This window comes from Bacillus sp. ISL-78, from assembly GCF_018613455.1.
In the GTDB taxonomy this organism is placed as follows: Bacteria; Bacillota; Bacilli; order Bacillales; family DSM-1321; genus Peribacillus; species Peribacillus frigoritolerans.
Genome location: NZ_JAGGQC010000002.1, coordinates 143,919 through 157,328 on the forward strand (window position 1 = coordinate 143,919; position 13,410 = coordinate 157,328).

At 39.7% G+C, this 13,410-nt stretch carries 10 protein-coding genes; 1 reads left to right on the forward strand and 9 read right to left on the reverse strand.

Features of this window, described 5'->3' with window-relative positions; translation table 11 throughout:
* Positions 1-125 precede the first annotated feature (125 nt).
* Positions 126-2,633, forward strand: coding sequence for an NEW3 domain-containing protein (locus tag J7I96_RS01080; RefSeq protein WP_214773645.1), 2,508 nt, complete (start codon positions 126-128; stop codon positions 2,631-2,633).
* Between the two features lie 216 nt (positions 2,634-2,849).
* On the opposite strand, the gene J7I96_RS01085 is transcribed toward J7I96_RS01080, so the two are convergent.
* From J7I96_RS01085 to J7I96_RS01125, 9 genes are all read right to left on the reverse strand, one after another.
* Positions 2,850-3,584: an amino acid ABC transporter ATP-binding protein gene (locus J7I96_RS01085; RefSeq protein WP_251025402.1), complete on the reverse strand. Its 735-nt coding sequence runs from the start codon at positions 3,582-3,584 to the stop codon at positions 2,850-2,852.
* Positions 3,581-4,225, reverse strand: coding sequence for an amino acid ABC transporter permease (locus tag J7I96_RS01090; protein ID WP_214773646.1), 645 nt, complete (start codon positions 4,223-4,225; stop codon positions 3,581-3,583). The genes J7I96_RS01085 and J7I96_RS01090 overlap by 4 nt, the downstream gene beginning before the upstream one ends.
* A gap of 73 nt (positions 4,226-4,298) precedes the next feature.
* A complete protein-coding gene (locus J7I96_RS01095) occupies positions 4,299-5,075 on the reverse strand; it encodes a transporter substrate-binding domain-containing protein (RefSeq protein ID WP_214773647.1) in 777 nt (258 codons plus the stop codon).
* 587 nt (positions 5,076-5,662) lie between these two features.
* Positions 5,663-7,168, reverse strand: coding sequence for a malate:quinone oxidoreductase (locus J7I96_RS01100; protein WP_214773648.1), 1,506 nt, complete (start codon positions 7,166-7,168; stop codon positions 5,663-5,665).
* Between the two features lie 595 nt (positions 7,169-7,763).
* Positions 7,764-8,684, reverse strand: coding sequence for a type I pantothenate kinase (coaA, locus tag J7I96_RS01105; protein ID WP_214923208.1), 921 nt, complete (start codon positions 8,682-8,684; stop codon positions 7,764-7,766).
* A gap of 95 nt (positions 8,685-8,779) precedes the next feature.
* The gene (locus J7I96_RS01110; RefSeq protein WP_214773650.1) at positions 8,780-9,073 is read right to left on the reverse strand and encodes an RNA polymerase alpha subunit C-terminal domain-containing protein; all 294 of its coding nucleotides are present in this window, start codon (positions 9,071-9,073) and stop codon (positions 8,780-8,782) included.
* Positions 9,074-9,225: 152 nt separating this feature from the next.
* Positions 9,226-10,623, reverse strand: a complete 1,398-nt coding sequence (locus J7I96_RS01115; RefSeq protein WP_214773651.1) for an amino acid permease — start codon at positions 10,621-10,623, stop codon at positions 9,226-9,228.
* Positions 10,624-10,956: 333 nt separating this feature from the next.
* Positions 10,957-11,916, reverse strand: a complete 960-nt coding sequence (locus J7I96_RS01120; protein ID WP_053533708.1) for an L-threonine 3-dehydrogenase — start codon at positions 11,914-11,916, stop codon at positions 10,957-10,959.
* Between the two features lie 45 nt (positions 11,917-11,961).
* On the reverse strand, positions 11,962-13,152 hold the full coding sequence (locus tag J7I96_RS01125; protein ID WP_214773652.1) for a glycine C-acetyltransferase: 1,191 nt from the start codon (positions 13,150-13,152) through the stop codon (positions 11,962-11,964).
* Positions 13,153-13,410: the final 258 nt, after the last annotated feature.

Here is a 13,410-nt window from a genome sequence, read left to right on the forward strand (position 1 = left end):
TACTTCGAATTATTTACATTTATAACCATTAGTGCTATTTATTAGATAGGTTTTTTTGTCTGGTTAGTTAGAAAACATTACTAACCTACTTTTTTTTATAAAAGTTGAAGGGGGTTTAAAGAAGAATGAAAAAAGCTTTGTTATCGTTGCTTTCCCTTTTGTTGGTTCTTGCATCATTGCCGCTTGGAGTCAGCGCTGCAAATCCTGATGAAACCAACGTCGAATTATGGAATGCGGTCAAGCCGCTCGAAACGACTGTGACATTCTTGAACAGCGGTGCCCATCCCGATGATGAACGCAGTGACTTTCTCGCTTATCTATCGAGAGGGTTAGGGGTGAAAACATCCAGCCTGATTGCAAACCGTGGTGAGGGAGGACAAAATGAAATTGGGGATGAACTGGACAACGCTCTTGGAATCATCCGTTCGAGGGAAATGATAGAAGCTGCAAAAATCACCGAGGTTAAAGCCTATCACCTAAGTGAAACTACCTCTGATCCCATTTATGATTTCGGTTTCTCTAAAACACCCGAGGAAACATTACAAAAATGGGGAGAGGAACTCACATATGAACGGCTTATCCGCTTTATTCGGAAGTATCAGCCAGATATATTGATGCCATCCTTTCAAAATGATGATACCCAGCATGGACATCATCGAACAATGACAATCTTAAGTGAACGTGCCTTTAAGGATGCCGCCGACCCGACTGTTTTTCCACAACAATTGAAACAAGGTCTATCGGTATGGCAAGTGAAAAAGTTATATTTGCCCGTTTCCTCGGCAGATCAAGCAACCACTTCGATTGAAATCGGTAAATATGACCCAATATACAATATGACTTACCCACAGCTTGGAGAACAATCCCGCTATCTGCATAAAAGCCAAGGCATGGGTTCTGATATCCCGGCAGCACCTCGCCAGATCCATCTGGATTTGAAGCAAAGCGCGGTTGATACAAAAAGCGATTCGGACCTTTTTGCAGGTATACCTTACAATTTTACTGAATGGGCTGAAAAACTCCCCCGCTCAGCTTCAAAATTAATAGGTGAATTTAAATACTTGCAACGGAATTTGGACGCTGTTATTGCGGCTTATCCAAATGAAAAACGTGTTTTTTCAATATCCCAAAATGCTCTCTCCAATGTTCGGTCAATTACTGCGCAAGTCAAAAAGGCAAAGCTAAGCCCTGCCATCAAAAATGACTTGCTTCATAAGCTCTCATTAAAAGAAGAGCAATTACAAAACGTCAGTTATGTCTCCTCAGGACTCGAAGTTCAAGCTAAGGCAGCTTCAAAGATTCTTACGAAAGGTCAAAATACGTACGTAACCGTAACCATGAAGAATAACGGAAAACAAACATTGAAAAAAGTCGCTGCTGCATTGAACGTGCCTAAAGGATGGAAGACAAAAACAAAATCTAAAGATGTCAATCTGGCTCCAAATAAATCAGCGACAATGACCTATCTGGTTGAAGTCCCTGAAGATGCATCCTACTTCCACGCCTATGATGAATCAACCATTACGACCAGCATTTCTTATAAATCCGGCAGCACAAAAACTTCCATCCTGGAGGAAGTGGATGGAACGATCGCTGTCCTTCCCGACATTGGCCTTACCCTATCTCCTGAAGATATCGTCGTAAATACGGCAGATGTAAAAGAGGAAGTCCCAGTGACGGTGACCCTGAAAAACTATACAGAAGGAAAAGCATCGGCAAAGGTCGCTTTAAAAGTCCCTGAAAATTGGGGAGTTCATCCGAAAAATGCCAATGTATCATTTAAAGAAAAATCAGAAGAAAAACAAGTGAAGTTCACCCTCAGACCACCGAAGGCAGTACAAAATGGGGAATATCAGGTGAAGGCAGCTGCTACTGTCAATGGGAAAACCTTTGATTCGACCATTCAGGAAATTTCCTATGACCATATCGGAACATTCTATTACCAATACCCAGCAGCTATCAATACCGTTGCGTTTGAGCTATTGAAGCCAGCTTCATTAAAAGTGGGGTACATTGAAAGCGGATTCGATAAAGTGGCAGATTACTTAAGCAATGCAGGGCTGAACATTACGAAGTTAACTGCAGCTGATTTAGCAGAAGGTGATTTAAGTCAATATGACACGATCGTTACAGGCATCCGTGCCTATCTATCGAGGGAAGATTTAAAGGCAAATAACGCGCGCTTACTTGAATATGTGGAAAACGGCGGCCATCTCGTCGTTCAATACCATAAACCGGGTGATGGATGGGATGCCCTGAAGACGGCTCCCTATCCTCTTACCCTTGGGAATCCTTCGATTCGCTGGCGGGTAACCGATGAAAAAGCCACAGTAAACGTGTCGAAACCAGAATCGGCGCTTTTTAACTATCCAAATAAAATAACAAATGATGACTGGAGCAATTGGGTCCAAGAAAGAGGATTGTATTTCCCAATGAAATGGGATGAACGGTTTGAAACATTCATTTCCATGGCTGATCCTAATGAAGAACCATTTGATGGCGGTATCCTTATGGCTAAATACGGTAATGGCACCTACCTCTACACCAACCTTGTGCTATACAGGCAAATTCAAGGCCAGGTTCCAGGCGGATATCGAATCATGACGAACTTGATTAGTTACGGTGCCAAGTAAATAAAGAAGAAACCTATGCATGTGTTGAATGCATAGGTTTTTCTTTTTTTGACGATTGCCAATTGAAGCCATCGCCTGACCGATTCCTGCTCTAAAAACAAAAAAAGTTATGCACAAAGATGAGGGAAAGGCTCATGCGTTTGGGTTCCCCGCATTCCTTTGTCCACACTTCATGCACAACCTTCATTCATGATTTACGATCTTAAAAACATCCCGTTAAAGCACTTTGCTCAAGAATGCTTTGGTTCTTTCGTGCTGAGGGTTACCGAATAATTCATTCGGCTCATTTTCTTCCACGATATATCCTCCATCCATGAATATCACCCGGTCCCCGACTTCCCGGGCAAAGCCCATTTCATGCGTAACAACGACCATTGTCATGCCTTCTTTAGCCAGTTGTTTCATTACCTCCAAAACATCGCCGACCATTTCAGGGTCAAGGGCAGAAGTAGGTTCATCAAATAGCATGATCTTCGGATTCATCGCCAATGCCCTTGCGATGGCGACCCGCTGTTTTTGTCCGCCGGAAAGTTCCCCTGGATAGCTATTTGCTTTTTCCTTTAAACCAACCTTATCCAATAACTCAAGCGCTAATCTTCCTGCTTCCGCTTTATCGGTGGCACGAATTTTAATGGGGCCCAAGGTTATGTTCTCCAAAACGGTCTTATGAGGAAATAGATTGAAATGTTGAAAAACCATTCCAACTTCTTGCCGGACTTTGTTTATATTGATTTTCCTTTTAGGATCGGTAATATCGTGTCCGTTAATGACCACCTCGCCGCCCGTAACTTCCTCAAGGAGGTTCAGGCAACGCAGGAATGTACTCTTTCCAGATCCAGAAGGGCCTATTACGCAAATTACTTCCTTTTCCTGCACTTCTGCATTTATATCTTTTAAAACCTCGATAGTTCCAAATGATTTTCTCAGGTTTTTTACTGTAATGATGCTCATCGAACTTGTACCCTCCTTTCTATGAAATTAGCAATTAGGGTTAACAAATAGATGATGATAAAGTAAATTACACCCACGGCCAACCAAACTTTGAATGCTTCAAAGGTTGCCGAAGCTTGAATCTGACCTTGCTGGGTTAAATCGGCTATACCAATGACGGATAATAGAGAAGTGTCCTTCAAGCTGATGATCGATTGATTCGTAATGGTCGGGAGCATCCTTCTAAAGGCTTGCGGAAGCACGACATATCTCATTGTTTGAGCTCCAGTGAACCCGATGGATCTTGCCGCCTCCGTTTGCCCTTTTTCGATGGATTGTATCCCTGCCCTTATTATTTCAGCAAAATATGCCCCTGCATTGATTGCAACGGTAATTATTCCAGCTGTTGTACTGTCCAAAGAAACCAAATTCAGTGAATTCACACCAAAATAGATAAAAAATAACTGAACGATGAAAGGTGTCCCTCGTATCGCATCCACATAAACCTTTGCAATCCAATTCAAGATTTTGATGGGGGCAAGTCGCAGCAATGCGACAAGTAAACCTATCAAAAAACCTAGGATAATGGCAATCACAAAGATATAAAGTGTGACCTGAAGTCCTTTTAATAAAAGTGGCAACGCCGCAACAATTATATCCATTTCTTTCACCCCTTTGAAAAAGAAAGCGCGCCATAAGCGCGCCTAATGAGCTTTAATCCATTGTTTATTAACCTTATTCACCAAGATACGTTTTTATAATTTCATCGTACTTGCCGTCTTTTTTAAGATTGGCAAGACCATCATTTATTTTTTTCAATAAATCCTCGTTTTGCCCTTTCAATACAGCAATTCCATATTGGTCACCATTCAAACGTTCACCTACGATTTTCAATCCAAGGTCTTTTTGGGCGATTGCATATGAGATGACAGGATAATCTTCTATAAGTGCATCCGCATTACCGTTGGCCACTTCCTGGAACATTGCCGGACTATCATTGAATTGAACAACTTTGATTCCTAGTTTCGTAGCATTATCCTGTGCATATTTAGCACCTGTCGTTCCTTTTTTCACTGCTATGGTTTTTCCTTTAAGGTCCTTAACGGTTTTAGTGCTTGTATTATCTTTCTTAACAACTATTGTTAACCCTGCATCAAAATACGGTGTTGAGAAATCCACTACCTTTTTTCTTTCCTCTGTAATGCTCATTCCCGCAATGGCCACATCAAGCTGATTGGCTTGCATAGCCGGAATGATTCCACCGAAATCCATTGGAGACAATTTGATTTTGAAATCCTGGTCTTTCGCGATTGCATTGATCAATTCGATATCTATACCTTTATAGTCGTTCCCCTCTTTAAATTCAAAAGGAGGATAAGTCGTATCCACACCAACTTTATATACCTTTTCAGGTTTCTTTTCCTCACCTGCATTTTTCCCTTCATTGGTTCCACAAGCCGAGATAAAGATAGTTAAAATCAAAAACATACTCAATAAACCAAGTTTCTTCATTCAAATCACTCCAATTCTTAAATTATACGTGATAATAAATAATTCTCCCTATAATATAGCATAAGTATAAAGTATTATAATATGAATTTTTAGAATAAATAATATTTTCTTTAAATAATTTTTATGGATGTTTTTCCTAATATTGTTCATGTGATGGAAAACACAAAAAGGCTATGGGATCCTTCTCGATAAAAGTAGCCGTTCATGTCATCAATACCTCTAGAACAATACCCTTGGAGGGTGGTATTCACCAGGGTCCTTTAGTCATCCCTAATAGGAGATACCCCATTAGTTGGATAGGGAAAAAACTAAATCAATTAACTTTTTGGATGCTTTTAAACTAGAATATAGGAAATGTTTTTCCGCCTCCACTCTCCCTGCTTCAAATGTCCCGCGCAACTGTGAGTCCTACCATGTCTGCTTCTATCAAAAAAAAGGCCAACCAGTAATTATTACTGGTCGACAAGTTTGCCTGCAAATATGCATCCTTAATTGAATAAGCTTTAAAACAAAAAAAGAACCTTCAATCAAAGATCGATTAAAGGTTCTGTTGTTTTTAATTTCAATGATGCTTCGATATCCAAAAATTAACTATAAACTAGCTCTTTTTTTTTGCTCAGACCAAGCGTCTCTGATGTTGAAGTTTGAATTTCGTGCAAAAGCTCTGTATTTTCCATTAGTGACTCCCCATAAGAAGGAATCATTTCTTTAATTTTCGGTTCCCACTCTTTCATGCGTTGCGGGAAGCATTTATTAATTACCTCAAGCATAACGTGAACAGCAGTAGAAGCCCCTGGTGAAGCACCTAGCAATGCTGCAATAGAGCCATCGGATGCACTTACAACTTCCGTACCAAATTGAAGTGTACCTTTGCCGCCTTCAACAGTATCTTTGATAACTTGAACACGTTGGCCTGCTACTACTAAATCCCAATCCTCGCTCTTAGCGTTCGGGATGAACTCCCGTAGCTCTTCCATGCGCTGTTCTTTCGATAACATAACTTGCTGGATCAAGTATTTTGTCAATGGCATCTCTTTTGCACCTGCCGCCAACATAGTTAAGACATTATTCGGTTTTACGGAAGTTATTAAATCGAACATTGAACCTGTTTTTAAGAACTTCGGTGAGAAGCCCGCAAATGGTCCAAATAGCAACGATTTTTTATTGTCGATAAAACGTGTATCAAGATGCGGAACAGACATTGGTGGTGCACCAACTTTAGCTTTTCCGTATACTTTCCCATGATGCTGTGCAACAACTTCCGGATTATTACATACCATGAAGTATCCACTTACCGGGAATCCTCCGATATGTTTCCCTTCAGGAATGCCGGATTTTTGCAGTAAATGCAAGCTTCCGCCCCCGCCTCCGATAAAGACGAATTTAGCATTATGACGTTCTACGCTACCGGTATCGACATTACGCACTTTTAATTCCCATGAGCCATCACTGGCACGTTTAACATTATCAACACTATGTTTATATTTGATATCGACGTTTTGAGCCTTTAAGTGGTCAAACAACATGCGTGTCAGAGCACCGAAGTTAACGTCTGTACCGTAATCAATTTTTGTTGCCGCTATAGATTCATTCGATGGACGGTCTTGCATAATAAGTGGAATCCATTCCATCAGTTTTGCTGGGTCATCGGAATACTCCATACCTTGGAACAGAGGATTTTTGGACAGCGCTTCAAAACGTTTCTTTAAGAACGCTACATTGTTATCCCCTTGCACCATACTCATATGAGGCAATGGCATGATAAAGTCTTGCGGATTATCAATCAGCTTACAGTTTACAAGATACGACCAAAACTGCAATGAAACTTGGAACTGTTCATTTATTTTAATTGCTTTGCTAATATCTATAGATCCGTCAGCTTTTTCGGATGTATAGTTAAGCTCGCACAGCGCAGAATGTCCCGTACCCGCATTATTCCATTCGTTAGAGCTTTCTTCTCCTGCGTTTGCAAGCTTCTCAAATACTTTGATTTCCCATTCCGGTGCTAACTCTTTCAGTAATGATCCCAAAGTCGCGCTCATGACTCCGCCGCCAATTAAGATAACGTCTGTTTGTTTCTGTATGTTGCTCATTATAACCTTCCTTATCCCCTATATTTGCAAAAAAGATGTAGGCGCTCCTGCTTAGGTGTCAAAAAAAGCCCGGCACGAACTAGGAACACACCTTTTCTGTCTCCTTATAACTATATCATAATCTATTATTATTATTTCATAGATTAAAATATTCTACTATTACTTTTTTTGTTAAAATGTTGATTTTGAAAAGAAATTAGCTTAAACTTATCCGCCCCGATAGTCACATTCAAAGATTTCCTCAGCAACTTCCCAACATTGAAGGAAGAAACTGTTAGTGAAATAATATTGACAGATTCGAAAAAACCAGGAAAATACACATTTATTGACAAAAACAGAAGGAAAATTAGAACTTTCTGTAACCATTTCCCTAAAAAACAAAGGCCTTCCTGAAATTGCTAAACTCTTAACTTTTTAACTAGTATCATAAATTCCACCCAATTATTAGATATTATAACAATACCAATAATTACTGAAAACTAAACCAATATAAGGTAATGTCACCGATAATATTCTTAATTTTAAGACTTATCTCATAGTCCCTCATTAATATAATTTCTCAACTTATTGCTATTACAAAAAAACATTATTTCTCTTATTTTCGCAAAAAGATATTTTCAACTTTATGTTCCGGCCCTTTTTTCAAGATGAGTTTTGCCCGTCCTTTTGTCGGCATTATATTTTCATGTAGATTTTTCAAATTAATTTCTTCCCAAATTTGAGTCGCTTTTTTTATGGCCTGTTCTTTAGAAAAGTCAATATAACGATGGAAATAGGATTCGGGACTTTGAAATGCAGTCTTTTGAAGTAAAAGGAACCTTTCGACATACCATCGCTCTATGTCGTTAACATCTGCATCTACATAGAGTGAGAAATCAAAAAAGTCACTGACGAATACTTGATTTTCCTTGTCAACTTGAAGAACATTAACACCTTCCACTATTAAAATATCCGGATTACAGATCGTCTGCACTTCATTTGGCAAAATGTCATACTTCAAATGTGAGTAGATTGGAACTTCCACTTTATTTTTTCCCGCTTTTACATCTCCGATAAGATTGATTAACTTTTGGGTATCATAACTTTCAGGAAACCCTTTTCTTTTCATCAATCCTTTATCTTCTAATAGATCATTTGGGTACAAAAAACCGTCGGTAGTGACAAGACCTACGTTTCTGTGATTATCCCATCTGGATAATAAAGTCTGAAGCAACCTTGCAGTCGTACTCTTTCCTACAGCAACACTCCCTGCAATCCCAATGATATAAGGTACTTTTTTAGCATCAGTTTTTAGAAATGAAGAAGTGGCTGTGTTAAGCTGCTGAGATGCCTCAACATGTAAATTGATCAAACGAGTCAAGGGCAAATAAACCTCTTCCACTTCCTGAATGGATATTTCTTCATTTATTCCTTTTAATTTATCCAATTCTTTTTCAGTTAAAGGAAGAGGGGTATGGTTTCGCAAAGATGCCCACTTTTTTCGATTGAATTCAAAATAGGGAGTATAGGAACTCATGATTTTTCGTTACCTCACTTTTTAGAGTTACTATCAGTTTAACAAGGATGATGTCCATAAAAAAGATGTTCCTGATCCCTAATTCACTAAATTGATTAAGCTTTGAATGATAACCCACCTGTCTCCAAAGCTTCCCTAAGTTTCGGTAAAGAAGCTGGTCCCATACCGTGGAATTTCAAAATCTCTTTTTCACTATATGCTGATAGCTGTTGTAAAGAGGTTACCCCATTGCTTTCCAATGCACGTCTGGCAGGTGCCGAGAGCACTGAAAGGAATCCTGTATCAGGTTTTCGTTCCTGCTCACATACAGGGCAGGTCGGACAGTCGCTGGATTTATGGTATTTGTGTCCCTTTTCGCAAGTCCTCAAATTCTGCTTTGAAGTGGTCATTGTCAATTTCTCCTTTTCTTCTGGCTTTTAAGTCCAAACATAAAAAGTTCACCCTTCACAATGAAGCAATCATTTTAATCCATTTTATCATTAATTTCATTGGAAAAGGGCTGCCGCAGCAACCCTTTGCAAAACGCAAAGTGAATGATGGATTAACCCACTTTGTCCTCCTTCTTAGCCTCTATTTGAGCATTTGCTTGTACACGCTTGTCTATTCCAAAAGCGAAATAACTGATTGCTACGATAGCCAGAAAACCTATTCCAACCATAAGAGATATACGTGTGTCATCATTAAACCACATACCGACCAATACCATGATCAAGAAAGCGATGGTCAGGTAGTTTGTAACAGGTGCAAACGGCATCTTGAATGGATGATTGTGCATTTCAGCTTTTTTGACCTTCCTGAATTTAATTTGACTGATCAGAATGACAAACCATGGAATCATCCCAGGAAGTACACTCGCACTGTATACATGCACAAATAAATTTTCTGGTGCAATATAACTTAAAACAACTCCAATCGCCAAACCGACGATCACTCCGAACGTACCGAATAAAGGGACACCGCTATTAGATACTTTTGCAAAGAACTTTGGCGCTTGTCCATTCATCCCTAATGTGTAAAGCATGCGTCCTGCACTGTAAATACCACTATTGCAGCCAGACATTGCAGCCGTGATTACGACAAAATTAATGATTCCAGCTGCTGCAGTGATACCAACCTTCGCAAAGGTCGCAACAAATGGACTGCCAATCGAACTTAATTGATCCCAAGGGTAAACGGTTACAATAATGAAGATCGCACCGATATAGAAGATTAAAATACGCCAAATGGTACTTTGAATCGCTTTGGTTATCGTTTTTTGCGGATCTTTTGCTTCACCAGCCGTAATCCCGATTAATTCTACACCTTGATAAGCGGCAACCACCAGTGAGAGAGCAAAGAAGAAGCCCTTCCAGCCGCCTGTAAATAAACCGCCATGTTCCCAAAGATTCGATAACCCTAAGGCTTCCCCACCGTTACCGATCCCAAAGAAAATCAGTCCTAAACCTGCAACGATCATTAAAATAATCGTTACGATTTTAATCAGTGCAAACCAAAATTCAATTTCCCCAAAGGACTTAACGGAAATTAAGTTCGCTGCTCCAAGAATCACCATTGCAATTAAACCTGGAATCCAAGCAGGGAGATCAGGGTACCAATACTGCATGTACGTCCCCACTGCAATAATTTCTGCCATCCCGACGATAACCCACTGGAACCAGTTACTCCAAGCTGTCAAATACCCTGCCAATGGATGAATGTACTTATAACCAAATGTTGCAAATGAACCTGTACTTGGCTCTAAGTACAGCATTTCCCCCATTGCGCGCATGATCAAGAATATAAATAAACCAGAGATCGCATAAGCTAACATTACAGACGGACCTGTCCATTGAATCGTGCTGGCTGAACCCATAAATAAACCGACACCAATCGTTCCGCCCAAAGCGATCATCTGAATATGACGGCCTTTCAAGTCCCTATTCAAATCTTTGTTTGCCATTCCATTTCCCCCTACACTACTAATAGTCGAAATTTTATGCAAGATGCTTTTTACACTCCCTATTTAGTATAGAAATGATATAGCAGGCACCACTTTATTTAATCCTTCTTAAAGCCGCCTCATAAAATCACTCTTCACTTTTAAGCATTCCTGACAGTTAGAAAGATTACTATCCATTTTCATGTTAATTCTTTATTCTGTCCGAGGTGCCATAGAAAGCGCTTACTTTTTACCGGTTATAACAAGTTCACCCCTTAAACGTAAAAATTCCCCTGTATAAAATAACTCGAATAAAAGAGTTTTGCAACTCTTTTATTCGGCTGGCAGGTTTTATTACGCTGTTACCAAAAGGGACTTTAATCTCAACTTTAACAACATATCATTGGTCATTTTCTCCAAATCATATTCCGCCTTGAATCCCCACTCTTCCTTTGCACATGTTGAATCAATTGTATTTGGCCAACTGTCTGCAATGGATTGTCTTACAGGATCGACTTCATAATTCATGACAAATTCCGGTATATGCTTTTTAATTTCGGCTGCAATTTGCTCCGGATCAAAGCTCATGGCAGAAACATTGAAAGAATTCCGATGTTTCAATTTTGAAGCATCTGCCTCCATTAAAGCAATGATGGCAGCTAAAGCGTCCGGCATATACATCATGTCCATATACGTTCCCTTATCAATGTAAGAAGTATAACGCTTGTTTTTAATCGCTTCATAGTAAATTTCAACTGCATAGTCGGTAGTTCCGCCACCAGGAGGCGTGACATACGAAATCAGTCCCGGGAATCGAAGCCCCCTCGTATCAACCCCAAATTTATGATGATAATAATCACATAATAACTCTCCGGATACTTTATTCACGCCGTACATCGTATTCGGCCGTTGAATGATGTCTTGCGGTGTCCAATCTTTAGGAGTGGTTGGACCAAACGCACCAATGGAACTAGGTGTAAATAATTGGCAATCTAGTTCCCGTGCCGTTTCCAAAGCATTGACCAACCCGCCCATGTTTAAATGCCAAGCTAACAGCGGCTTCTTTTCAGCTGTTGCCGACAGTAAAGCGGCCAAATGTATAATCGTATCCACTTCATGTTTTTTTGCCATGTTAAACATCGCTTTTTCATCCGTAACATCCAAAACTTCAAATGGACCTGATTGAGCAACATCGCTGTCCGTTTTTCGGATATCTGTCGCAATGATATTATCAGCTCCATAAACCTCTCTCATTTTTAGCGTCAGTTCTGAACCAATTTGACCTAAAGCTCCCGTTACCAAGACCTTTTTCATCAAAAATCCCTCCCCATGTTTTAAACTCTGAAACAAGCAATCTACTTATATGATCGACATCTCTTTTCCTACTTTTTCATAAATGGCCAATGCGCTATCCAACATCTCTTTTGTATGAGCCGCAGTAGGCATATTCCTCACTCTTCCTGTACCTTTTGGAACGGTAGGGAACACGATGGATTTAGCATACACACCTTCTTCATTCAGCCTCTTGCTGAATTGCTGCGTTTTTGCTTCATCACCTATAATGCAAGGCGTAATCGGTGTTTCGCTCTCCCCGATTTCAAACCCTAATTCTTTTAGGCCTTTTTTCAAGTAATCGCTATTTTCCCAAAGCTTATTTTGAAGTTCTGAGCTATTCATCAAAATATTTATGGCTTCTATGCTAGCTGCAACTGCTCCCGGTGTGGCAGCCGTTGAAAATAAAAATGGACGGCTTCTCACCTTTAACCAATCAATCAAATCTTTCTTTCCTGCTACATAGCCCCCAACAACACCAATGGCTTTGGATAATGTTCCAATTTGGAAATCCACTTTATCCGATAACCCAAAATGCTTAACCGTTCCTGCACCATTACCTAATACACCCGAACCATGTGCATCATCAACATACGTAATTAAGTCGAACTCTTCGGCAATCTTCACAATTTCAGGAAGTTTGGCTATATCCCCATCCATCGAGAACACTCCGTCGGTAATGAGCATGATCTTGTTATACAATCCGGACTCCTTTGCTTGACGTGCTTTTGTCCGTAAATCGTCCATGTCGGAATGGATAAAGGGAATGATTTTCGCCTTGGATAGTCGGCATCCATCAATGATTGAAGCGTGATTCAGTTCATCTGAAAGAATGGCATCATTTTTATCCATCACTCCTGAAATCGCTGCCATATTACAGTTAAATCCAGATTGATAAGCAATGGCTGCTTCTGTATGTTTAAACTCGGCGAGCTTTTCTTCCAATTTGACATGAATATCTAACGTTCCGTTGATCGTACGAACGGCACCTGCACCGACACCATATGTTTTCGTCGCTTCGATGCAAGCCTCTATTAATCGCCTATCTGTTGCTAAACCTAAATAATTATTGGATGATAAATTAATTAGCTCCCTGCCCGCAATCGTGATAACCGGACCATTAGCACCTTCCACTGGATCAATAACGTTGTAAAGTCCCTTTTCTTTTAAATCTTCCAAATTTTCTTTCAAAAATTCATTTAATATTTCACTTGACATCTAATATACCCCCTCATTGATGGTTGGAATACATGCAGGATTTTTATATGTTTTACACCTATTTTAAAAATATTGTATTTTTTCCCTTTTTTCCAAAAATACACGCGTCTTCCCCAGAAACACACAGAGAATTAGTGTAAATCCCTTTATACTAAGTGTTATAACAATCATAATAATGGATAATTTTAATGTTGTCCATATTGTGTGGACAAAAAAATTTGAATTTTTGCAGTTCTTACAATCAACATCCGCCTAAAA